The sequence below is a fragment of the Streptomyces sp. NPDC001492 genome (genome assembly GCF_053597275.1).
The window spans coordinates 91,674-113,887 of the sequence record NZ_JBSFHW010000009.1; the positions used below are offsets into that span (position 1 = coordinate 91,674).

Sequence of the window (22,214 nt, forward strand, 5' to 3'; positions counted from 1 at the left end):
CCACGCTCACCCGTCCGCCACGTACCGTTCCAGCCCCGACTCCGTCACCAGCTTCTCGTGGGCGAACACCCGGGTGCCCCGCTCGCACAGCGCGGCGTCGGCACGCGCCCGGGTGCAGAACTCCTCGGGTGTGACACCGAACAGCTCCCTCAACCGGGCCGAACGGATGAGGAGTTCGGTGAGCAGCGCCCGCTGAGCGACCGGCCTGCGCGGCGCCCCCGAGCCGTTGCGCAGGACACCGCGGCGGTTGACGTAGATGTACGCGCCGGGCAGCCGCGTCCCGTCCTCCAACTCGATCCGGACCTGCGGCTCCTGCAGCCAGGCGCGCCGGAAGTTGCCGTACCGCAGCGGCACGCCCTCGCTCGCGTCGATCATCGCGAGTTGCCCGGCATCCAGCCAGGTCACGAACAACTCCCGCAGGGTGCCGGGCGCCTCGACCGGTGACGCGGACACATAGCCCAGGCGGCTGACGTGCGCGGAGACGCCCACGTCGATGCCGGTGACCCGGGCGCGCACCATCGGGACGGGCGAGGTGATCCCGGACTCGTCCATTTTGTGGCGCAGCTGGCCCGGGCAGGCGTTGGAGCCGACCGCCACCACGGGGACGCGGTCCTCGTGCACCAGGCGGTCGAGGGGCAGGAACCGGTCGCCGTCGAGGAGCCCGGACCGCGTGGGCCAGGCACCCGGGTAGAGCAGCGGTTGGTCACGCGGGGCCACTGCGAGGCCCAGCGCTTCGAGGCGGTGGTCCGCTTCGCCGTCCATGGCGGCTCACTCCGCCGGCGGCAGCTCGCCCGAACCGCGGGTGATCAGCCGGGTCGGCAGCTCGATGCGCTCCGGGGTGAGCAGCGTGCCGTCCAGCTGGCGGAAGAGGCGGTCGGCGGCGGTGCGCCCGAGGGCTGCCGCGTCCTGGGCGACGACGGTGACACCCGGCTGCAGCAGATCGGCGAGCTCGAAGTCGTCGAAGCCGACCAGGGCGACGCGGCGGGGCTGTTCGGCAAGGACCCGGACCACGGTGACCGTCACGCGGTTGTTGCCCGCGAAGACCGCGGTGACCGGGGCGGGGCCGGAGAGCATGTCCTCGGCGGCCTTGCGCACTCGCTGCGGGTCCGTGACGCCCAGGGACATCCAGGAGTCCTCGACCGGGATGCCCGCGTCCTCCATGGCAGCCCGGTAGCCCCGCAGGCGCTCGGCGGCCGTGTGGATGCGGGGCATGTCGCCGATGAAGCCGATCCTGCGGTGGCCGTGGGCGATGAGATGGGCGACGCCGTCGCGGGCGCCGCCGTGGTTGTCGGACAGGACGACATCGGCGTCGATCTTCCCGGCGGGCCGGTCGACGAACACCGTGGCGACGCCCGCCCTGATCTCGGGCTCCAGATAGCGGTGGTCGTCACCGGCCGGAATGATCACCAGGCCGTCCACCCGTCGCGCGCACAGGGCCAGCGCCAGCTCCTGCTCGCGATCGGGGTCCTCCGCGCTGGAGCCGTTGATCAGCAGGGCGCCGTGCGCACGGGCCACCTCCTCGACCGCGCGGCTGAGGGGGCCGTAGAACGGGTCGGCGAGGTCCTCCAGGACCAGGCCGATGCTGGCGGTGCGGCCCTTGCGCAGCACACGCGCGCTGTCGTTGCGGCGGAAGCCGAGCGCGTCGATGGCCTCCTGGACGCGGCGCTCCGTCTCGGGGGTGACGCCGGGCTCGCCGTTGACCACGCGGGAGACGGTCTTCAGGCCGACTCCGGCGCGCGCCGCCACGTCCTTCATGGTGGGACGGTTGCCGTAACGCGTTGCGGAGAGGGGGGCTGTTCGGCGAGCGGTCTCGGGCACGATGCGCTGTCCTGTCCTGTCTCGTCCACGGGTCTCGTCCGCGGGTCTCGTCCACGGGGATGCGTCGGACCATGAGTTTGTATGAGGATGTGGCGTCGAGCATAGAGCCTGGACAACGTTGTCATATGCACGAGAGACTGTCCATCGCAATCTCCGGCCTGCGCCCCCACCGTCAGACCGGCCCGCCCATCTCCGTAGTTGAAGGGGGAACTTCCCCTGTTCGACGGGGATCCGATGGTTTTCGGGGAGATCCGACACTGATGCACACCGACCTCGTGGCAGCGCTCGACATCGGCGGTACCAAGATCGCCGGAGCGCTGGTGGACGGCCACGGCCAGATCGTGGTGCGCGCTCAGCGTGCGACGCCCGCGCAGCAGGACGGCGAGACCGTGATGGGTGCCGTGCGGGAGGTCCTCGGCGAGCTGACCGCCGCACCCCTGTGGGGCCGCGCCACGGCGCTCGGGATCGGCAGCGCCGGCCCGGTGGACGCCTCCGCGGGCACGGTGAGCCCGGTGAACGTGCCGGGCTGGCGCGACTTCCCGCTCGTACGGCGGGTCCAGGACGAGGCCGGGGGGCTCCCGGTCGAGCTGATCGGTGACGGCGTGGCGATCACCGCGGCCGAGCACTGGCAGGGCGCCGCCCGCGGTCACGACAACGCGCTGTGCATGGTGGTCTCCACGGGGGTGGGCGGCGGCCTTGTTCTGAACGGCCAGCTGCACCCCGGCCCCACCGGCAACGCGGGCCACATCGGCCACATCAGTGTCGATCTGGACGGCGACCTCTGCCCCTGCGGCTCGCGCGGCTGCGTCGAACGCATCGCGAGCGGCCCCAACATCGCCCGCCGCGCCCTGGAGAACGGCTGGCGGCCCGGCCCCGACGGGGACACCTCCGCGGCCGCGGTGGCCGCCGCCGCCCGCGCCGGTGACCTGGTCGCTCTCGCTTCCTTCGAGCGCGCGGCCCAGGCACTGGCCGCGGGCATCGCGGCCACCGCCACGCTCGTCGAGATCGACATCGCGGTGATCGGCGGGGGAGTGGGCAAGGCGGGCGACGTGCTGTTCACCCCGTTGCGCAAGGCCCTCGGCGACTACGCGACGCTGTCCTTCGTGCAGCGCCTGGAGATCACGCCGGCTCAGATGGGCACGGACGCCGGGCTGGTCGGGGCGGCCGCGGCCGCGCTCGCCAAGCGGGCGGACGCGGCCGCGGTCTGAGGGGCGGGTGGACAACGGGCTGCCGGGCCCCGCGGAGCGGGCTCAGCAGGTCAACTGCGCGTCGGCCCAGTCCGCATGGTCCGAGTCGATGCCGTCGCCGCCGTCGGTGACGACCAGGCGGACCACCTGGGCGCCGGTCACATCGGCGGTGAGCGGCTGGGCGGGCATCGCGTTGGTCAGGACACCGGTCGAGGCGACCTTGGTGCCGTCGGCCCAGACCTCGAAGGCGACGGTGCCGTTCGCGCCCTTCTCGTCGTCGACGCCGACATCGGCGGTGACCGTCCTGCACGCCTTGCCGGTGTAGTACTCGACGGCGCTCTCCGCGTGGACGCCGAGTCCCTTGCCGTACACCACTCCGCCGAGGGTGAGGGGGTGACCGTCGCCCGCGGCGCTCTCCCCGTTGCTGGTGTTGCGCTCGACCGGCCCATAGCCGTTCGTCGCCGACAGCCACGGCAGGTCGCCCAGTCCTGACGTCCCCGAGGGCGGCGGCACGACGACGGACGCGGTCAGCGGGACCGTGCTGTCGACGCGGTCACCGCTCGCCGAACGGTAACTCGCCTTGAGGGTCAGCTCGTACGACCCCGTCGGCGTCCCCGCCGGGGCGGTGAGCGACCACGTGGTGCGCAGGGAGCGGCCCGAGGGCAGCGAGGCGGCCGTGGTCCGTGAGGTCGCCTCGACCGCCCAGCCCTGGGGCCCGGTCAGCGAGACGGACACGCGCCGGGCGGGCGTACGGCCCAGGTCGGTGACGGTCGACGTCAGCGCGGCCGCCTTGCCCGCCTCGACCAACGGGCTGCCGTCCGGGCCGAGTTCGACGGCGGGCGGGTGCGCTGCCCACTTGGGGTCGGCGAAGACCCGTACCAGGACCGTGCCGTGCGCCGGAACGGTTGCCGAGACGGTGCCTGCGGTGTTGTAGCTCTTGTGCTGCCACAGGTCGCGCAGGGTGTAGGCGTCGGCGGCGGGCAGGCCCACGGCCTGGGCGGTCGTGCTGATGCGCTGGGCGGTTCCCGACTCGTTGAAGAGGGCCACCGCGCGGCTGCCGTCCTTCATCTCCTTGGCGACGACCCAGCGCCCGCCCTGGGAGGAGACGACCGTGCCCTGCTTGCCCAGCGGGTCCTGGTCGACGGCGACGACCTCCTTGTTGTCGAGGATGTCGAAGGTCGCCTGGGAGGCCCTGCGCAGATCGGAGCCGATGAGGAGCGGGGCGGCCATGATCGACCACATCGAGAAGTGCGAGCGGTACTCGGTGTCCGTCATACCGCCGTTGCCGACCTCCAGCATGTCGGGGTCGTTCCAGTGCCCGGGGCCCGCGTACGGCGCGAGTGGCAGGTTCTTCTTGAGGATGGAGAGCATCGAACCCCAGTTGTCGCTGATGTCGCCCGTCGTACGCCACAGGTGGCCCACGTCGGCCGCCCATTCCCAGGGTTTGTTCTGGCCCCATTCGCAGATGCTGTAGACGATCGGCCGACCGGTCGCCTTGAGTGCGTCGCGCATGGTCGTGTAGCGCAACTTGGCGTCCACACCTTGGTTGTTGCAGTTGTCGTACTTGACGTAGTCCACGCCCCAGTCCGCGAACTGCCCGGCGTCGCTGTACTCGTGACCCAGCGCGCCCGGGAATCCGGCGCTGTCGCAGGTCTTCGTGCCCGCGCTGGTGTAGATGCCGAGTTTGAGGCCCTTGGCGTGCACATAGTCGGCAACTGCCTTGATTCCGTTGGGGAAGCGGACCGGGTCCGGTACGAGCTTGCCGTTCGCGTCCCGGGCCGGCAGGGCCCAGCAGTCGTCGAGGTTGACGTACTGGTACCCGGCGTCCTTGAGGCCTTTCTGGACGAAGATGTCCGCGATGCCCTCGACCATGGACTCGTTGAACTCGGCACGGCAGTGCGTGGAGTTCCAGTTGTTGAAGCCCATCGGCGGGGTGAGGGCGAGGCCGTCGGCCAGGGCGGGGGCGGCGGGCGCTGCGGTGGCCGCCGCCATGGCGGGCGCGGAGAGTCCGGCGGCGCCCAGCAGTCCTGCGGCGAGCGCTCCGACCACTCTTCGGCGGGTTGTGCGGGTGGGAAGGTGACGCATCGTTACGTTCCTCCGAGCACACGAAAGGTGGGATGACATCATGTCCGCGTCATTGCTGCGCGATTACGTTAGAACGTGTCGGACTCTGTTGGTAGAGGCCAGGTAGCGGTTGTTCGATATTCCCTCGGGACTCTTGTCGTCGCGGCCGCACGGTGATCGTTTGACCTGTTGGTCCAGTCCGGAGCTGGGGCAGGTCATCGGATGTACTTGCGGAGCGCGGGAAATTTTGAACGCGTTCAAGTTTTTCGGTTAGGCTTCCGTCATACGAAGGGGGAAGCCTGATGAAGATCGTCATTCCCGGCGGAACAGGGCAGGTCGGCACGGTCCTGAGGCGCGCGCTGACAGCCGCCGGTCACGAGGTCGTGATCCTCACCCGGCGGCCGGTGCGCCAGGGCGAGGTCCGATGGGACGGGGAGCACCTGGGCCCCTGGGCCGAGGAGATCACCGGCAGCGACGTCGTGATCAACCTGGCGGGGCGCAGTGTCAGCTGCCGGTACACCCCGGCCAACCTGAAGGCCATGATGGACTCCCGGGTGAACTCGGCCCGGGTCGTCGGCGAGGCGATCGCGGCGGCCGCGCAGCCGCCCCGCGTCTGGCTCCAGATGAGTACGGCCACGGTCTACGCCCACCGCTTCGACGCGCCCAACGACGAGACGACCGGCGAGATCGGCGGCAGCGAGCCGGACGTCCCCGGCTACTGGGCCTACAGCGTGGAGATCGCCAGGAACTGGGAGCGGGCGCTGGAGGACGCCGACACGCCCCACACCCGGAAGGTCGCCCTGCGCTCCGCCATGGTGATGAGCCCGGATCGCGGCGGAGTCTTCGACGTCCTGCTGTGGCTGGCGCGGCTCGGCCTCGGCGGCCCGGTCGCGGGCGGTGCCCAGTACGTCTCCTGGATCCACGAGCGCGACTTCGTCCGCGCGGTGGAGTTCCTCCTCGACCGGGACGACCTCGCCGGGCCGGTGAACCTCGCCGCTCCAGGGCCGCTGCCGCACCGCGCCTTCATGCGGGCCCTGCGCACTGCCTGGGGCATGCCGGTCGGACTGCCCGCCACGCGCTGGATGGCGGAACTCGGCGCCTTCGCCCTGCGCTCGGACACCGAACTCCTGCTGAAGAGCCGCCGGGTCGTCCCCGGCCGCCTGCGCGAAGCGGGCTTCGCCTTCGAGTACGCCCGGTGGCCCGAGGCCGCCGCCGACCTGGTACGCCAGGTGCGCGACGGACGTGGGCGTGACCCGCGGGCGGTTTCACAGTTGAACCGGGCATGAAGAAGCGCAGCATGCTCGCCATCGCCTCCCTCGCCACCGGGTTCGTGGTCGCCGCCATCAGCCCCTCGCAACACGCCGACCACCAGGTGCTCGGTGATCACCAGACGCTCGGCGACCTGGGCGTCGAGGACACCGTCGGCACGGTCACCCACACCACCGGCGAGGAGGGCCTCGCCGGCCCCGGCAAGACCCTCGGCCAGTAGCGCCGGCGCGGTCGAGGCCGGATCGCGGCGCCGGTGCCCCTGTAGCAGGGGCACCGGCGCCCCCTTTTGTGCGCCCTCAACTGGGGCTGGTTTCCGTGGCAGGGTGGAGCGGGCAAGCCTCAGGGGGCCAATAGAAGAGGGGGACCTGTGACCGTCGTCTGGATCAACGGCGCGTTCGGTGCGGGGAAGACCACCACCGCACGGGAACTGATCGAGCTGATCCCGAACAGCACGCTCTTCGACCCCGAGGTGATCGGCGCGGCGCTCACGCACCTGCTGCCGCCCAAACACCTCGCCGAGGTCGGCGACTACCAGGACCTGCCGATCTGGCGACGTCTCGTGATCGACACGGCGGCCGCGATGCTCGCCGAACTGGGCGGAACCCTGGTGGTTCCGATGACCCTGCTGCGCCAGGAGTACCGCGACGAGATCTTCGGCGGCCTCGCGGCACGCCGTATCTCCGTCCGGCATGTCCTCCTCGCTCCGGCGGAAACGATCCTGCGGGAGCGAATAGCCGGCCGGGAGGTGCCGCCCGACCTGCCGGACGGCGAGATGCGGGTACGGCAGTGGTCGTACGACCACATCGAGCCGTACCGTGCCGCGCTCGCCTCCTGGCTCACCGCCGATGCCTATCCCGTCGACACCGGGGCCCTCAGTCCATATGAGAGTGCGCTCCGCATAGCCGAGGCCGTCAGCACGGGAGAGGTGGTGGTGTGTGACATAGTGCAAACCCCCGAACCCACCGCCGAGACGCTCGCCGCCGGCGTTCTCCTCTTCGACGAGCAGGACCGCGTCCTCCTCGTCGACCCCACCTACAAGGCCGGCTGGGAGTTCCCCGGCGGTGTCGTCGAACCCGGCGAGGCGCCCGCGCGCGCCGGCATGCGCGAGGTCGTCGAGGAGACCGGCATCCACCTCGACGAGGTCCCCCGCCTTCTGGTCGTCGACTGGGAGGCCCCCGCACCGCCCGGCTACGGCGGACTGCGCCTCCTCTTCGACGGCGGCCGCCTCGACTCCGCAGAGGCAGGACGGCTCCTGTTGCCCGGACCCGAGCTGCGCGACTGGCGGTTCGCCACCGAGGAGGAGGCCGCGGACCTGCTGCCACCGGTGCGCTACGAGCGGTTGCGCTGGGCGCTGCGGGCGCGCGAGCGCGGGGCGGCGCTCTACCTGGAGGCGGGCGTCCCGGTCGGCTGACCTGCGGCGAACTGGACCGCGAGGAGGACGACTCACCCCGATCACCGGCTCCCCGCCCTCTCTGCTGAACCTGCCGACCAGCTGCCCCTTGGCCCCGCGCTGCCCCCTGCGCCGCGAGGCCCGCGACACCACGGAACCCGGACACGACCAGCACCTCAGCGCCCGCCGGTTCGCCGACGAACGCGCGGCCACCGGCGCCGCGGAGGCGTTCGACGCGGTCGGTGCCGACTCCGAGGCCCCGGCCCGCTTCGCCTGCACAACGACGCCCGCACCCCCACTCGACCCACCGCCGAGGAGGACTCCGTAAGAGCACCCCCGTCCTGTGCGTCGCCCACGATCTGTCGGTGATGCGCCACATGGCCGGCCGGGTGGCGGTCACGTACCTCGGCCGCCTGGTCGGACTCGCCCCTGCCCGCCGCCCCTGCCCACCTGTACACCCAAGCCCTCGGCTCCGCCGTCCCGCTCCCGGACCCGCGCAAGGAGCGCGCCCGCACCCGCATCCCCGTCCAGGGGGACGTGCCGAGCCCGGTCCGCCCGCCGAGCGACTGCCGCTTCCGCACCCGCCGCCCCAAGTTCGCGAACCGGCTGGCGGAGAGCGAACGGACAGCCTGCGTCGAGGAGGTGCCCGCCCTGGTCGACGGGGCGGCGGGAACCCGGTCGCCTGTCGCTACGCGGAGAGCGTGGAGCTGTTGTAGGCGAGCCGCAGTTCCTCGAACGGGTAGGGGGTCAGCCTGCTCTCCGTGCGCAGCCGGCCGAGGAAGCCGTTGACGACGGCGGTCAGGGTCGCGTCACGCTCGATGATCGCGGCGGCGGCCTCGGGGACGCCGTCGGCGTGCGCGCCGATCGCGCAGGCGCGCACGAAGGCCTCCCGCTCCTGCCGGTCGTATCCGTACAGGGCGGTGACGAGCCAGTTCACCAGGTGGGCGCGGCTGTAGACGAGGTCGTAGTCGCGATGCCGCTCGAAGAACGCGCGCTCCTGCCGGGAGAGCCGGAACCGCGGACTGAACGCGAGCCCGTAGTCCGCCAGGAAGAAGTCCTTGCCGTCGGTGAGGACGTTCTGGAAGTGGGCGTCGAAATGCAGGAGTTGGGCTTCGCGCAGGAAGCCGGTGAGCGCGCCCAGCCAGCCGTCCACCTGGGTGCAGATCCGGTCCGAGTCGGCGGTGCGCACCTGTGTGTCGAGCCAGTCGTGGAGGGTGTACGGGAAGTACTCCAGGAACAGGGTCAGACTCGCGGAGGCCGTCCGCAGGGCCTCCAGGCGCTCACGGACCTGCGGGGAGCCGCCGCAGTAGGCCACCGTCCCTTCCACGTCGGCCAGTTCCTCGGGCAGGGGCTGTACGGCGTCCGGCAGTACCCGCCAGTGGTGCATCAGCGGGAACCCCGGAAAGCGGTCACCCAGCACCCAGTTCGTCGTCATCGTGTGCACGGCCAGCTCGCGCCAGGCGCCGAAGCCGGGGCTGCGGCCGGTGCCGTAGTGGCAGAAGGCCGGCAGCTCGAACAGGTTCGCCGTGGACCGCGCGTTCTCGGGACGCAACTCGACGTCCGTGAGCGGCACCCGCTTCACGAAGACCCGCCTGCCGTCCACCTCGACCAGCTGGTAGCGCCCGCCGATGCCGACGCCCGCGGGCGTTCCCGAGTCCAGGAGGTCCGCCAGTTCGCGGTCGCTGAGCAGGGCCAGGGAGGTGGCGAGGTCGGTGTGGGCGGCGCGGCGCGCGGCGGAGGACATGACCTCCATGGTCAGGGTGACGGAGGGGTCTGTCTGCCGATCGGGGAAGTGCCGTCCTCGCGTGTGCGATCGTGACCGCCTGCCCGCGGACGGGGCTTGAGCGAGTGTCAGGTCCATCATGCCTGGTCGGAGAGGCTTTCGGTAGGACGTAGCGCACGCCCGTTCGGCCTTGTGGCGGGTGGTGCCGTACCCGCAGACTCGTCGTCATCCACTCTCCGGCCCACGTGCCGGCAACCGTCATCGGCTGCCGGTGCGTTCGCCGTGCTGTCTCGCCGTGTGACACGCACCGGTCGGAGAGGGGCGGACGAAGGGGATCGATGGACCGGGACATGGTTGTGCTGGCGAAAGTCCGGCTGCTCAGTGCCAACCGGCGGGTGGTGCGGGGTGCCGAGGGGCTGTGGATCTACCGACTGCTGACGCGGGTCGAGCCGGAGGTGTACGGGTCGAAGCTGGTGTACGTCCTGGTGGAGGAGAGCGGCTCACCCCTGGTGCGTGAGTTGCCCGAGCGGCGGCTGGCCCTACTGGACGAGGCCGTGGACGTGGCGAAGGCCCTCCGCTCGGAGAACCCCTACCGGGCGAAGATGCTGGCGAGGGCACTGGCCGCCAGGCAGCGCGAACTCGCGGCTGGTACGGCGAAGCCGCGAGAACTCGAGTGACCGGGTAGGCGACTGGCGCCGCCTGGAACGTGGGGCCCTTGCCGAGGGCGGGGCCCCACGCGCCAGGTGCCTGGCGCGCGGCGCGCGTGGCGTTCAGGGGCTTGCCTATCCTGGTGCCGGGCCAGGTGATCGGTGCCGGCGTGGCCGCCGACGCGGCTCCTGGACGAGTAGGGGTGTGAGATGACGGTGCGTGTTCTGAGAGCGGACGATCGCCCGGCCGTGCCGTGGAAGAACGGGGGCGGACTGACCCGCGAGATCGCCTCTTCCCCCAGCCGGGCGGGGATGTCGGACTTCGCGTGGCGGGTGAGTCTCGCCGACGTGGCCGAGCCGGGACCGTTCTCCCGCTTCGAAGATGTCGACCGGATCATCACTCTGGTCGAGGGCCCCGGCATGGTGCTGACCGTCGACGGCACCTCGCACACCGTGGCCGAGCAGTACGTCCCCTTCGCCTTCTCCGGGGATGCCGCCACCGACTGCCGGCTGCTGGGCGGCCCGCTCGTCGATTTCAACGTGATGGTCCGGCGCGGACGGGCCACCGCGCAGGTCGAGATCGTACGGGACCGGGTGGCGCTCCCCGCTCTCGCCGGGACGACGCTCCTCGCGGTCGTACTGGACGGCTCCGCGGTGTTGGAGGCGTCCGGGCTGGTCCTCGACCGCTTCGACGGGGCCCTGATCACCGACGCCCGCGACGAGGCTCTCAAGGTGACCGGCATCGCGGCGCTCGTCACCCTCACCGGTACAGCCGCGGAGGGGTAGTTCAGGGGGTGCGAAGCGGCGGCCGGTCCGGAGCACAGGAAGAGTGCATCCGGTAGTCGGCGGACGCGGAAAGGGCCCCCGCCGGCAGGCGAGGGCCCTTTCCGCGTTCCGGGGCCGTCAGTTCGCCGCGTAGTTGCGCAGGAACAGGGCCTCCGCCACCGACAGCCGTTCCAGTTCCTCGGGCGAGACGCTCTCGTTCACCGCGTGGATCTGGGCCTCCGGCTCGCTCAGGCCGATCAGGAGGATCTCCGCCTGCGGGTAGAGGGCGGCAAGGGTGTTGCACAGCGGGATCGAGCCGCCCTGGCCGGCGTACTGCATCTCCTGGCCGGGGTAGGCGACCGCCATTGCCTCGGCCATCGCCGCGTACGCCGGGCTGCCGGTGTCGGCGCTGAACGGCTGGCCCTGGCCGACCTGTTCGGTGCGCACCCGGGCGCCCCACGGGGTGTGCGCCTCCAGGTGGGCCTGCAGCAGCTTCGTGGCGTCGGCCGCGTCGACGCCCGGCGGCACCCGCAGGCTGACCAGGGCCCGGGCGCCCGCCTGCACCGACGGGGTGGCGCCGACGACGGGCGGGCAGTCGATGCCGAGGACCGTGACGGCCGGGCGCGCCCAGATGCGGTCGGCGACCGAGCCGGAGCCGATCAGCTGCACGCCGTCCAGCACCTTGGCGTCCTGGCGGAACTGCTCCTCGTCGTACTCCAGGCCGTTCCAGCGGGTTTCGGGGGTGAGCCCGTCGACGGTGGTCGAACCGTCCTCCGCGCGCAGCGAGTCCAGTACGCGGATCAGCGCGGCCAGGGCGTCGGGGGCGGCGCCGCCGAACTGGCCGGAGTGGAGGTTGCCCCGGAGGGTGTCGATCTGGATGCGGACCAGGGTCATGCCGCGCAGTGTGGAGGTGACCGTCGGCAGGCCCACCCGGAAGTTGCCCGTGTCGCCGATGACGATGGTGTCGGCGGCCAGCAGGTCGGGGTGGGCCTCGGCGTACCGCTCCAGACCGCCCGTGCCCATCTCCTCCGAGCCCTCGGCGATGACCTTGATGTGCACGGGCACGCCGCCGTTGGCCTTCAGAGCGCGCAACGCGAGCAGGTGCATGATCAGGCCGCCCTTGCAGTCGGCGGCGCCGCGCCCGTACCAGCGGCCGTCGCGCTCGGTCAGCTCGAAGGGCGGGGTGGTCCAGGCGGCCTCGTCCAGCGGCGGCTGGACGTCGTAGTGGGCGTAGAGGAGGACGGTCCTGGCGCCCTCGGGGCCGGGCAGGTAGCCGTACACGGACTGAGTGCCGTCGGGGGTGTCGAGGAGGGCGACGTCCTGGAACCCCTCGGCGGTCAGCGCGTCGGCGATCCAGTTCGCGGCGCCCTCGCTCTCGCTCCTGGGGAACTGGTCGAAGTCCGCCACCGACTTGAACGCCACCAGTTCGGCGAGCTCCGTCTGCGCCCTCGGTATCAGCGAGGCGACGGTCTCGGCGACCGGATTCGACGACATGGGCACGCTCCTTGTAGGTGCGACGTTGTACGTGTGGATATCGGGATCCTCCCACAGCGGCCTGCGGTGATGTCCGCCGTAGGATGCGGGGGACAGGTGCGGCAGCGGCTTGATCGGGAGCAGTAGACCATCGTGAGCAGCGAGAACTCTTCGGCGGACGACGTGCAGCGGGTGTGGGACGTCGTCGTGGTGGGCGCGGGACCCGCGGGGGCCTCGGCCGCCTATGCGGCGGCGGTCGCGGGACGCAGCGTCCTGCTGCTGGAGAAGGCCGAGCTGCCGCGCTACAAGACGTGCGGCGGCGGGATCATCGGCCCCTCGCGCGACGCTCTGCCGCCCGGCTTCGAGCTGCCCTTCCGGGACCGGGTGCACGCGGTGACGTTCTCCAGCAACGGGCGCTTCACCCGCACCCGGCGCTCCAAGCAGATGCTGTTCGGGCTGATCAACCGGCCCGAGTTCGACCAGCAGCTCGTCGAGCACGCGCAGAAGGCCGGCGCCGAGCTGCGCACCGGCGTCACGGTGCAGCGCGTGGAGCAGCACGGCTCGGCGGTGCCGGACCGGCGCACGGTCGCCGTGTTCCTGCAGGGCGGCGAGACGCTGCTCGCGCGGGCCGTGGTGGGCGCGGACGGCAGCGCCAGCCGGATAGGGGCGCACGTCGGGGTGAAGCTGGACCAGGTGGATCTCGGCCTGGAGGCGGAGATCCCGGTGCCTGAGACCGTCGCGGAGGACTGGAAGGGGCGGGTGCTCATCGACTGGGGCCCGATGCCCGGCAGTTACGGGTGGGTGTTCCCCAAGGGGGACACGCTCACCGTCGGGGTGATCTCGGCGCGCGGTGAAGGAGCGGCCACCAAGCGGTACTTGGAGGAGTTCATCGGACGGCTCGGCCTCGCCGGGTTCGAGCCGAGCATCTCCTCGGGCCACCTGACCCGGTGCAGGGCCGACGACTCGCCGCTGTCCCGCGGGCGGGTGCTGGTGTGCGGGGACGCGGCGGGGCTGCTGGAACCGTGGACCCGCGAGGGCATCTCGTTCGCGCTGCGCTCGGGGCGGCTCGCGGGGGAGTGGGCGGTGCGGATCGCCGAGGCGCACGACGCGGTGGACACCCGGCGCCAGGCCCTGAACTACGCGTTCGCGATCAAGGCGGGGCTCGGCATCGAGATGAGCGTGGGCAAGCGTCTGATGACGGCGTTCGAGCGCCGGCCGGGCCTGTTCCACGCGGCGCTGACCGGGTTCCGGCCCGCGTGGAACGCGTTCCGGGACATCACGCGCGGCTCGACGTCCCTCGCCGAGATCGTGCGCACCCATCCGATGGCCCAGCGGGCGCTGACCGCGCTCGACCGGCGTCCCGTGGCCGGCGGCGAGGTCAGCTCCTGACCGTGATCAGGAAGACCGGGTGGTCCGGGGCGATGCGGCGCAGATCGGCGTCGGGGGAGTCGGGGCCGACCCCGTTGAAGAAGACCCCGACCTCGGCCTTCCAGCGCTTGAGGTAGGCGCGCAGCAGCGGGACCTTGTCGTCGTCGGCGACCTCGGTCGCGGTGAACACGTCCACGTTCTTGCCGAGGCGCAGCTCGCCGCCGCCCGCCGCCCGCATGTTGTGCGTCCACTGGACGTGACCGCGCGGGGCGAGCAGATACTGCTGCCCCTCCACCGTCAGCAGGTTCACGGGGGTGGTGCGCCACTCGCCGCTCTTGCGTCCGCGGACCGCCAGGACCCGTGAGCCCCAGACGCTGATGCCGCGGCGGGTCATCCACGCCACGGCGCGGTTGAAGACGTTGACGGTGAACCAGCCGGGCTTCTTGACGTGTGTGGACATGAGGACCCCCATCGGTAACTGAGAGATCGCCGCTCACTTTTGTGAGCGCTGCTCTCGCTTGATGAACAGTCTGCACGGGATCGGCGAACAAAAGCAAGAGCGGTGCTCTCTTTTTTGTTCGCTGCTCTCAGTTGTGTGCAGTGCTCTCGTTCCATGGGAGACTGTTCCCCATGAGCACCGCACACGGCGCCCGCGCCCGGGCCAGGATCGAGGTCACCGCCGCCATCAAGGAGGAGGCGCGCAGACAGCTCGCGGCCGAGGGTGCCGCCAAGCTCTCGCTGCGCTCCGTGGCGCGCGAGCTCGGCATGGCCTCCTCCGCGCTCTACCGCTACTTCCCGAGCCGCGACGACCTGCTGACCGCCCTCATCATCGACGCGTACGACTCCGTGGGCGAGGCGGCCGAGGTGGCGCACACCGCCGCGGCCGATGCCGGACCCGTGCAGCGCTGGACCACCGTGTGCGAGGCCGTGCGCGAGTGGGCCCTCGCGCACCCGCACGAGTACGCGCTGATCTACGGTTCGCCGGTCCCCGGCTACAAGGCGCCCGAGACCACCGTCCCGGCCGCCGCCCGCGTCGCCCTCGTCCTGATCGGCATCGTCCGCGACGCCCGGCTGGGCCCCGGCCTGGCCCTGCCCGTTCTCCCGGCCGAACTGCTGCCCGAGGCCGAGCGCATGGCAGCCGACTTCGCCTCCGACCTGCCACCCACCGTCGCCCCCGCCCTCGTCGCGGCCTGGGCCCAGCTTTTCGGGCTGATCGGGTTCGAGCTGTTCGGCCAGTTCCACCGGGTCGTGGAGGACCGGGCGGCGTTCTTCCGGCATGCCGCGGGGCAGCTCGCCCTCGGTGTCGGGCTGAGGTGAACGCAGGCGCGGGTGTCGTACTTCCCGGGGAGTACCTCTGATCACCACGCCCGGCGGACGCCCCGCATGCCCGGTCACGTCTAGCGTGGCCGCCATGGACGAGCAGCGAGGGCACGGCGGCGGTCCGCCCCAGTGGTGGCGGCACGGGCCGCCGTGGCTGAACCGCTGGGGCGAGGAGCACCATCAGGCCCGCCGGCCGTGGCTGTCCACCGCGCTGCTCACCGCCTTCGTGCTCGCCGGCTCCCACTACGCGGCGCACCAGCAGGAGGGCAAGCGGGCCGCCCTCGACGTCTTCGCGAGCGTGCTGCTGCTGGTGGGCTCAGGACTGCTGCTGTGGCGCCGGCGCCGTCCGGTGCTCGTCGTGTACGGCACGGCGGCCGCCGCGATGGTCTACCTCGGGGCCGGGTACGCCTACGGGCCGGTCTTCTTCACCGTGGTGGTCGCCTGCTTCAGTGCGATCGTCTCGGGGCACCGGCGGGCCGCCTGGGGTGCGGTGGCGATGCTGTGGGCCGGGCACATGCTGGTGGCCCACTGGCTGTACCGCTGGCTGCCGCCGTCGCACGACTCGGCGGCCCCCTGGGCGCAGGAGGCCGTGATCGCCGCGTGGGTGGCGGCGATCGTGGCGGTGGCGGAGCTGGCCCGGATCCGGCGCGAGCAGTGGGCCAGAGAGCGGGCCGAGCGGGCGCAGGCGGCGCGACGGCGGGCCGACGAGGAGCGGCTGCGGATCGCCCGGGAGCTCCATGACGTCCTCGCCCACAGCATCTCGGTGATCAATGTGCAGGCGGGCGTCGGCCTCGCCCTCCTCGACACCGACCCCGAACAGGCGCGCACCGCGCTCACCACCATCAAGGCCGCCAGCAAGGAGGCGCTCGGCGAGGTCCGCCAGGTCCTCGACACGCTGCGCACCCCGGGAGACGCCCCACGCGCTCCGGCGCCCGGCCTCGACCGGCTGCCCGAGCTGGTGGAACAGGCGGCGAGCGCAGGTCTCACGGTCGACGTCGAAGGCGAATCTCCCCTCCTCCCGCCCGGCACCGACCTCGCCGCCTTCCGCATCGTCCAGGAGGCTCTCACCAACGTCGTACGGCACTCGGGCTCACGCCACGCGCGCGTGCACGTGGACCACGACGAGCAGACGCTACGGCTGCGCATCGACGACGACGGGCCCGCGACCGGTGCCGACGCGGGCGGCAGCGGCAACGGTCTGGCCGGAATGCGGGAGCGTGCCGCGGCGCTGGGTGGCACGATCGAGGCGGGCCCGCGCCCGGACGGCGGCTTCCGGGTGCTCGCCGTACTGCCGCTCAAGGCCGGGGCGCAGTCGAAGGAGGAGGACGACCGGTGATCCGCGTACTGCTCGCCGACGACCAGTCGCTGGTGCGGGCCGGCTTCAAGGCGCTGCTCGACGCGCAGCCGGACATCGAGGTCGCCGGGGAGGCCGCCGACGGTGAGGAGGCGCTGCGCAAGGTGCGCGAACTGCGCCCGGACGTCGTCCTGATGGACATCCGCATGCCGCGGCTGGACGGTCTGGCGGCGACCCGCCGGATCACCGAGGAGGAGGCCCTGCAGGACGTCAAGGTGGTCATGCTCACCACCTTCGAGCTCGACGAGTACGTCTTCGAGGCGATCCGCTCCGGCGCCTCCGGCTTCCTGGTCAAGGACACCGAACCGGAGGAACTCCTGCGTGCCGTCAGGGCGGTGGTCGAGGGTGACGCACTGCTCTCACCCGGCGTGACCCGCCGTCTGATCGCCGAGTTCGCGGCCCGCTCCAAGGAACCGGCGGCCGCCGGCACCCTCGCCGAACTCACCGAGCGGGAACGGGAGGTGATGGCCCTGGTCGGCATCGGCCTGTCCAACGAGGAGATCGCCCGCCGCCTGGTCGTCAGCCCCCTCACCGCGAAGACCCACGTCAGCCGCACCATGGTCAAGCTGGGCGCCCGGGACCGGGCCCAACTGGTCGTCCTGGCCTACGAGTCGGGGCTGGTGCGGCCGGGCTGGCTGGGCTGAGCACCCCGGCGGAAGCGCACCACGACGCTCACGGCCCGGACCACGAACACGATGGGTGCGAGCGTCACCCCGATCAGCAGGAGCAGCCTGGACAGCAGGTCCGGCAGGTCGAAGAGCAACGCCGGTCCGGCGACCGCCCCGAAGACCACGGCCGCCGCGAACACCGCACTGACCAGCGCGTAACCGATCTCGACGGTCATCGCGTCCTGCTCGGCCTTGTGACGCCGGCCCCCGTATCCGTCCATGCGCCCAGTCTCACGGCGATGCGCCTGGCGGGGCAAGCAGGCCCCGCCGGGCGCACAGGGAAGGCGCCCCCTAGTCGCGTACGGGTACGCGCTCCGCCTCCAGGGAAGTGGACTTGGCGACCACCACGGACTGCTGGGTACGGCGCGTCCGCAGGCCCGTGAGGGTGATCAGCAGGCCGGCGACGGCGATGCCCGTCACCACCACAAGACCGGGCCGGTAGCTGTCCAGCACGGCCTGCGGGGTGGCGTGTTCGGGGGCCCCGGCGGTCACCACCGCGGTCACCACCGCCAGGAAGATCGCGCCGCCCACCTGCACCGAGGTGTTCAGCAGCCCGGAGACCATGCCCTGCTCGTGGTCCTCGACGCCGTTGGTGGCCTGGATGTTGAGCGAGGGGAAGACCAGCGCGCAGGCCGCGCCGATCAGCAGCATCGACGGCAGGATGACGGCGGCGTACACGGGGTCGAGGTTCACGCGCAGGAACAGCGCGTATCCGACGACCATCAGCGCGAAGCCCGCCGCGATCAGCCGCTGGGTGCCGAACCGGTCGACGATCGAGCCGACCTTCGTCGAGGACACCGCCACCAGCGCGCCGGCCGGCAGGAAGGCGAGCGCGGTGTGCAGCGCCGACCAGCCGAGCAGCGACTGCATGTACAGGGTGACCAGGAACTGGAAGCCGACGTAGGACCCGAAGAAGGCCATCGCGCCGAGCTGGGCGCGGATCTGGCTGCCGGAGCGCAGTACACCGAGCCGGATCAGCGGACCGGCCGAGCGCCGCTCGACGAGCACGAACACGGTCAGCAGTGCGGCGACCGCCAGGAAGGACAGCAGCGTGCGGGCCGAGGCCCAGCCGACCTGCGGTGCCTGTACGACGGTGAAGACGAGCAGCAGCATCGACGCGGTGCCGATGACGGCGCCCGGGATGTCGTAGCCGTTGTGGTCCTTCTCGCGTTCGCTGCGCGGCAGCAGCTTCAGGCCCGCCACCAGGGCGATCAGGGCGATGGGCGCGGGCAGCAGCATGGTCAGGCGCCAGCTGGCCTCGGTGAGCAGGCCGGAGAGCACCAGACCCATCGAGAAGCCGGTGGCCGCACAGGTGGTGTAGATGGACAGGGCCCGGTTGCGCAGCGGGCCCTCGGCGAAGGTCGTGGTGATGATGGACAGGCCGGCGGGCGCGGTGAAGGCCGCGCTCAGGCCCTTGATGAAGCGACTGGCGATCAGCAGCGGACCCGAGTCGACGAGCCCGCCGAGCAGGGAGGCGAGCGCGAACACGCCCAGGGCGATCAGGAAGACCTGGCGCCTGCCGAGCAGGTCGGCGGTGCGGCCGCCGAGCAGCAGCAGACCGCCGTAGCCCAGGATGTAGCCGCTGACGATCCATTGCAGTGCCGAGGTGGACAGATCGAGGTCGGAGCCGATGGACGGCAGTGCGACGCCGACCATCGACACGTCGAGCGCGTCCAGGAACATCGCGGCGCAGAGCACCAGCAGGGTGCCCCACAGCCGGGGGGTCCAGCGAGCCGCCGAGGACGGAACCGCAGGGGTGGAGAGCGGAGAGGTCATGGACACAGACACTACATGCGCATGCATCGAATGCAAATGCATTTAATTCCGATGCAATAATTTTGCTTCTCTGCTACGGTGCGCGCATGGTGGCGAAGAAGGCCGAACAGGCGCTCGTGGACCAGTGGCGGGACATCCTCGCTCTGCACGCCCGCACCCAGTGCGAACTCGACCGCGCACTGCATCCGCACGGCCTGTGCGCCAGCGACTTCGAAGTGCTGGACGTGCTGTCGGGCGACTCGTGCAACTACCGGGTGCAGGAGATCTCCGAGCGGGTCCATCTCAGCCAGAGCGCGCTGTCGCGGCTGATCGCCCGGCTGGAGAAGGACGGCCTCGTCGAGCGTGCCATGTGCTCGGAGGACCGCCGGGGCGTGCGCGTCGCCCTCACGGCGAAGGGGCGCACGCTGCACGGCGAGGTGCTGCCGGTGCAGCGTGCGGTGCTGACGCGGATGCTGGCCGGCGACCTCAGCTCCAGGTGACGGCCGACCTCTCGCTCCACAGTGCGGCGACCGCGGTGTCCCCGGTCACGGCCGGGAACGGCAGCCGGTTCCACAGCGCCAGATACAACTGCGCGGCGGGCCCGGCCACTTCGCAGTCGGCATCGCCCGCCGCGTCCCGCACGGCCACCGGCGGCTCCTGGGACAGCCGTACGGTCCACACCGCGTCGCCCGTGTCCGTCGCCCGTACCCGCAGCACCCGGGGCTCGTCGCTGCGGACCGTGCTCTTCGGGCGGGCGTGGAAGCCGCGCAGCAGTTCGTCGATGCCGTCCACCGCGAAGCCGGGGTCGATCGTGCTCGGCCCTCCGCCCCTCGCCGACTCCGCGTCGACCCGGTGCACCGTGGTCTCGTGCGCCTGCCGGCGCGCCCAGAACGCGAGGGGTGACGGCGCGGGCAGGAAGTGCCAGCACTGCATGTCCGGGGCGGCCGAGGCCAGGGTGTCGACGAGATACCGGTGCCCCGCGCGGAACCAGGCCAGCAGTTCGTCGCCGTCGAGGTCGGGCAGCCCGCCGTCGGGGTGGTAGGACATGTGCCCCTCGGCGACGAAGGCGGCCGCCCAGCGGTGCACCATCCCGAGGTGCCGCAGCAGGTCCCTCACCTGCCATTCCGGGCAGGTCGGTACCTTGGCGCCGGCCCCGGCCTCCTCGGCCGCCGCGGCCAGCCGCCGGCCCTCCCGCTCCAGGATCTCCACGAACTCGGCTGTCTCCATGGGGCGAGTGTGCCGGATGGAGTGCGGGTGAAGGGAAGAGGGCGCGGGTACCCACCCGGCCGCAGCGGCGAGCAGGCCCGAACAGGACCCGGGGCCGGCTCCGATCCGCTCAGGGGCAGCCGAAGGCGCGGCCGCCCCTGAGCGCTCGTCAACCGCCCTACCGCTGGGTGTAGATGAAACCGACCTTGTCGACTTCGTCGCCCGAGCGTCCGTGGAAGCCCGCGATCTGCCAGCCCGAGGGGGCGGTGCGGGTCACGCAGTCGGAGGTCGTGGTGCCGCCGGCGAGGGTGCGGCCCAGGTTGGTCGTGAACTTGGCGTAGAAGATCCGCGTGTGGTCGTCCTTCGCGCCCTGGCAGAGGTAGGCGGTGGTGACGTACTCGCCGCTGCCGAGGGTGAGGGAGGAGGCGGTGCCGCCCGTCCCGCCGTGCGCGAGCGTGGTGCCGTTCGCGAGGGTGAGGCTCATCTGGTCGACCCGGGAGCCGGAGCGCAGCGCGACGGTGGTGGCGCGGGCGCCGGCGGGCACGCTGCCGATGTCGTTGTAGTAGTCGCCGTGCGGGCCGCCGAACTGGTCGCTGAGCTGGTAGGACGAGGTGCGCGACCAGGTGAAGCCGACGGTGATCGGGTCGTGGTCGGAGAGCATCAGTCCGGCGTCGTTGAGGAACTTGGCGTGCTCGTTGTTGTACGAGGTCGCGTTGAGCGAGACCAGCCTGCTGCCGCGGTAGAGGACCTTGTCGACGACCTCGCAGGTGTTGGGCACGGTCGCCCCGGACTGGTCGCAGACCAGGGCGTCGCTGCCCTTGGCCGGCGGGGTGCCGCCCCGTATCAGCTGCACCCAGGCGTCGGTGAGCCCGTTGGCCGCCGCGAACTCGGCGATGGTGTCGGCCGAGCGGGTGTAGCGGGTGTTGGTGTCACCCATGACCACGACGGCGTTGCCGGCCGAATGGGTGTTGATGAAGGCGGTGAGCTGGCTGAGGTTGTCGGCGCGGGAGGCCTCGTCGCCGTCGTTGGTGCCGGCGTTGGTGTGCAGGTTGTAGAAGTCGACGTAGACGCCCTCGGCGAGGCGCTCCCGCATGAAGGTGAAGCCCTTGGGGGTCAGACAGTCACCGGAGTCGACCTGGCAGGAGTTCCAGTGGACACGCTCGAAGTCGTCCGTGTCGTACGGGATCTTCGACAGCGTGTTGAGCCCGCTGCCGATGCCGGCGCCGCCGCTGGTGGGGGTGCGGTAGGCGTGCGCGGTGTCGGCGGCGTAGAGGTAGGAGTGGTAGTTGAAGTCCTCCTCGACATGGACGATGTCGTAGGGGGCTGTGCGCTGCCCGATCGCCGTGGTGCTGGACTCGCGGGGCGTCGGCGCGCTGTTGACCGCCGCGGGCAGCCCGGCCACGTTGTAGCTGAGGACGTTGAAGCTGCCCGAGTCGGCCGCCGCTGCCGAGGGCGCGGCCGCGGTGAGCCCGCCGAGGGCGGCGGCAGCTGCCGCCAGGCAGGCGAGGAGTCTGCGCATGGGGTGTGTCTCCTGTGGAGGGAAAGCGGTTTCGGCGTGAGCCTGACAGAAGTTACCGCCGGTTACCACAGGCCTGTCGAGTGTTTGGGCGCTCTTTCACAGGAGTTGTTGTTCCGGACTCACCCCTGCGTCGGGTACGGCACCACACTCACGTGCAGCGTGAAGGCGGCGCGGGCCGCGCCCGCCACGTCCGGGGCCTTCGCCAGCGCGGTGACCTCGGCCTCGCCGCCGCGGGTGCCGGCGCACCGCAGTGTGGCGTGGGCCGTTCCGTCGGCGTCCAGCCGCCATCCGGAGGCGACCACCAGGGCCGGTGCCGATGTGTCCACGGCCTTCCACCGCTTGTCGTCCGTCCGGGGCCGCAGCACGAGGGAGACCACCGCCCCCGGCCGCACGCACAGCCGCTGCTCGACCGCGTCACCGGGGGCGACGCTGATCTCCGTGTGCCCGGCGGCGCAGTGGCGTGCCGGAGTCGAGGGCGCCGTTGCCGACTTGCTCGGGCCCTGCCCGGTGGGGGACGCGGGCGCGCCGGTCGGTGCCGTGGAGGGCGGCCGTGCCGAGCTGCTGCCGGACGCCGACGCCGGTCCGGTGGATCCACCGCCCGCCGACGTGCCGCACGCCGCCAGGACGACCACCCCGGCGATCATCCATACCCCGGAACGCCACCGCATCCCAGCACCTCCCGACCCGC

Annotated in this window: 24 protein-coding genes; 13 read left to right on the top strand and 11 right to left on the bottom strand. The window is 71.7% G+C overall.

Features of this window, described 5'->3' with window-relative positions; all coding sequences use genetic code 11:
• Positions 1-6 precede the first annotated feature (6 nt).
• Positions 7-762, bottom strand: a complete 756-nt coding sequence (locus ACWC1K_RS14225; RefSeq protein WP_450831255.1) for a hypothetical protein — start codon at positions 760-762, stop codon at positions 7-9.
• Positions 763-768: 6 nt separating this feature from the next.
• Positions 769-1,818, bottom strand: coding sequence for a LacI family DNA-binding transcriptional regulator (locus ACWC1K_RS14230; protein ID WP_450831257.1), 1,050 nt, complete (start codon positions 1,816-1,818; stop codon positions 769-771).
• 260 nt (positions 1,819-2,078) lie between these two features.
• Here ACWC1K_RS14230 and ACWC1K_RS14235 point away from each other — a divergent pair, with 260 nt between their 5' ends.
• Positions 2,079-3,026, top strand: a complete 948-nt coding sequence (locus tag ACWC1K_RS14235; protein WP_450831259.1) for an ROK family protein — start codon at positions 2,079-2,081, stop codon at positions 3,024-3,026.
• 42 nt (positions 3,027-3,068) lie between these two features.
• On the opposite strand, the gene ACWC1K_RS14240 is transcribed toward ACWC1K_RS14235, so the two are convergent.
• The gene (locus ACWC1K_RS14240; RefSeq protein ID WP_450831260.1) at positions 3,069-5,090 is read right to left on the bottom strand and encodes an NPCBM/NEW2 domain-containing protein; all 2,022 of its coding nucleotides are present in this window, start codon (positions 5,088-5,090) and stop codon (positions 3,069-3,071) included.
• A 281-nt stretch (positions 5,091-5,371) separates the two neighbouring features.
• Between ACWC1K_RS14240 and ACWC1K_RS14245 the strand changes: the two genes are divergently transcribed.
• The 5 genes from ACWC1K_RS14245 (at position 5,372) to ACWC1K_RS14265 (ending at position 8,517) form a co-directional block, all read left to right on the top strand.
• The gene (locus ACWC1K_RS14245; RefSeq protein WP_450831261.1) at positions 5,372-6,355 is read left to right on the top strand and encodes a TIGR01777 family oxidoreductase; all 984 of its coding nucleotides are present in this window, start codon (positions 5,372-5,374) and stop codon (positions 6,353-6,355) included.
• Positions 6,352-6,558 carry a hypothetical protein gene (locus tag ACWC1K_RS14250; protein ID WP_450831262.1) on the top strand — a complete coding sequence of 69 codons (207 nt, stop codon included), beginning with the start codon at positions 6,352-6,354 and terminating at the stop codon, positions 6,556-6,558. The genes ACWC1K_RS14245 and ACWC1K_RS14250 overlap by 4 nt, the downstream gene beginning before the upstream one ends.
• Before the next feature lie 147 nt (positions 6,559-6,705).
• The gene (locus tag ACWC1K_RS14255) at positions 6,706-7,749 is read left to right on the top strand and encodes an NUDIX hydrolase (RefSeq protein ID WP_450831264.1); all 1,044 of its coding nucleotides are present in this window, start codon (positions 6,706-6,708) and stop codon (positions 7,747-7,749) included.
• Positions 7,750-7,837: 88 nt separating this feature from the next.
• A complete protein-coding gene (locus tag ACWC1K_RS14260; RefSeq protein WP_450831265.1) occupies positions 7,838-8,056 on the top strand; it encodes a hypothetical protein in 219 nt (72 codons plus the stop codon).
• A 122-nt stretch (positions 8,057-8,178) separates the two neighbouring features.
• Positions 8,179-8,517 (top strand): ABC transporter ATP-binding protein, encoded by a 339-nt coding sequence (locus tag ACWC1K_RS14265; RefSeq protein WP_450831483.1) that lies wholly within the window; start codon positions 8,179-8,181, stop codon positions 8,515-8,517.
• On the opposite strand, the gene ACWC1K_RS14270 is transcribed toward ACWC1K_RS14265, so the two are convergent.
• The gene (locus ACWC1K_RS14270) at positions 8,417-9,472 is read right to left on the bottom strand and encodes a protein kinase family protein (RefSeq protein ID WP_450831267.1); all 1,056 of its coding nucleotides are present in this window, start codon (positions 9,470-9,472) and stop codon (positions 8,417-8,419) included. The two genes, ACWC1K_RS14265 and ACWC1K_RS14270, sit on opposite strands and share 101 nt — an antisense overlap.
• A 329-nt stretch (positions 9,473-9,801) precedes the next feature.
• Between ACWC1K_RS14270 and ACWC1K_RS14275 the strand changes: the two genes are divergently transcribed.
• Entirely contained in the window at positions 9,802-10,128 is a 327-nt protein-coding gene (locus ACWC1K_RS14275; RefSeq protein WP_450831268.1) for a hypothetical protein, read from the top strand.
• 180 nt (positions 10,129-10,308) lie between these two features.
• Entirely contained in the window at positions 10,309-10,884 is a 576-nt protein-coding gene (locus tag ACWC1K_RS14280; RefSeq protein WP_450831269.1) for a HutD/Ves family protein, read from the top strand.
• A gap of 117 nt (positions 10,885-11,001) precedes the next feature.
• Here the strand turns inward: ACWC1K_RS14280 and ACWC1K_RS14285 are convergent, their stop codons facing one another.
• Positions 11,002-12,357 (bottom strand): M20/M25/M40 family metallo-hydrolase, encoded by a 1,356-nt coding sequence (locus ACWC1K_RS14285; protein ID WP_450831271.1) that lies wholly within the window; start codon positions 12,355-12,357, stop codon positions 11,002-11,004.
• 132 nt (positions 12,358-12,489) lie between these two features.
• Between ACWC1K_RS14285 and ACWC1K_RS14290 the strand changes: the two genes are divergently transcribed.
• Complete coding sequence (locus tag ACWC1K_RS14290) at positions 12,490-13,725, top strand: geranylgeranyl reductase family protein (RefSeq protein WP_450831273.1); 1,236 nt, start codon at positions 12,490-12,492, stop codon at positions 13,723-13,725.
• Here the strand turns inward: ACWC1K_RS14290 and ACWC1K_RS14295 are convergent.
• On the bottom strand, positions 13,715-14,164 hold the full coding sequence (locus ACWC1K_RS14295) for a nitroreductase family deazaflavin-dependent oxidoreductase (RefSeq protein WP_450695345.1): 450 nt from the start codon (positions 14,162-14,164) through the stop codon (positions 13,715-13,717). The genes ACWC1K_RS14290 and ACWC1K_RS14295 overlap by 11 nt on opposite strands.
• Positions 14,165-14,334: 170 nt before the next feature.
• Here ACWC1K_RS14295 and ACWC1K_RS14300 point away from each other — a divergent pair, with 170 nt between their 5' ends.
• From ACWC1K_RS14300 to ACWC1K_RS14310, 3 genes are all read left to right on the top strand, one after another.
• Positions 14,335-15,021 (top strand): TetR/AcrR family transcriptional regulator, encoded by a 687-nt coding sequence (locus tag ACWC1K_RS14300; RefSeq protein ID WP_450831274.1) that lies wholly within the window; start codon positions 14,335-14,337, stop codon positions 15,019-15,021.
• 94 nt (positions 15,022-15,115) lie between these two features.
• Complete coding sequence (locus tag ACWC1K_RS14305) at positions 15,116-16,360, top strand: sensor histidine kinase (RefSeq protein ID WP_450831276.1); 1,245 nt, start codon at positions 15,116-15,118, stop codon at positions 16,358-16,360.
• Complete coding sequence (locus ACWC1K_RS14310; protein ID WP_450831277.1) at positions 16,357-17,022, top strand: response regulator; 666 nt, start codon at positions 16,357-16,359, stop codon at positions 17,020-17,022. Before ACWC1K_RS14305 ends, ACWC1K_RS14310 begins: the two co-directional genes overlap by 4 nt.
• Here ACWC1K_RS14310 and ACWC1K_RS14315 read toward each other — a convergent pair.
• Together ACWC1K_RS14315 and ACWC1K_RS14320 are read right to left on the bottom strand one after the other, a co-directional pair.
• Positions 16,983-17,267 (bottom strand): DUF6332 family protein, encoded by a 285-nt coding sequence (locus tag ACWC1K_RS14315; RefSeq protein WP_450831278.1) that lies wholly within the window; start codon positions 17,265-17,267, stop codon positions 16,983-16,985. The genes ACWC1K_RS14310 and ACWC1K_RS14315 overlap by 40 nt on opposite strands.
• 70 nt (positions 17,268-17,337) lie before the next feature.
• A complete protein-coding gene (locus ACWC1K_RS14320) occupies positions 17,338-18,822 on the bottom strand; it encodes an MFS transporter (RefSeq protein WP_450831280.1) in 1,485 nt (494 codons plus the stop codon).
• Positions 18,823-18,908: 86 nt separating this feature from the next.
• On the opposite strand from ACWC1K_RS14320, the gene ACWC1K_RS14325 reads away from it, so the two are divergent.
• The gene (locus ACWC1K_RS14325) at positions 18,909-19,301 is read left to right on the top strand and encodes a MarR family winged helix-turn-helix transcriptional regulator (protein WP_450831281.1); all 393 of its coding nucleotides are present in this window, start codon (positions 18,909-18,911) and stop codon (positions 19,299-19,301) included.
• Here ACWC1K_RS14325 and ACWC1K_RS14330 read toward each other — a convergent pair.
• The 3 genes from ACWC1K_RS14330 to ACWC1K_RS14340 all read right to left on the bottom strand — a co-directional run bounded on the left by ACWC1K_RS14330 (position 19,288) and on the right by ACWC1K_RS14340 (position 22,194).
• Complete coding sequence (locus tag ACWC1K_RS14330) at positions 19,288-20,028, bottom strand: maleylpyruvate isomerase family mycothiol-dependent enzyme (RefSeq protein WP_450831282.1); 741 nt, start codon at positions 20,026-20,028, stop codon at positions 19,288-19,290. The genes ACWC1K_RS14325 and ACWC1K_RS14330 overlap by 14 nt on opposite strands.
• A 157-nt stretch (positions 20,029-20,185) precedes the next feature.
• A complete protein-coding gene (locus tag ACWC1K_RS14335; RefSeq protein ID WP_450831284.1) occupies positions 20,186-21,526 on the bottom strand; it encodes a jacalin-like lectin in 1,341 nt (446 codons plus the stop codon).
• Positions 21,527-21,645: 119 nt separating this feature from the next.
• The gene (locus ACWC1K_RS14340; RefSeq protein WP_450831286.1) at positions 21,646-22,194 is read right to left on the bottom strand and encodes a hypothetical protein; all 549 of its coding nucleotides are present in this window, start codon (positions 22,192-22,194) and stop codon (positions 21,646-21,648) included.
• Positions 22,195-22,214 lie beyond the last annotated feature (20 nt).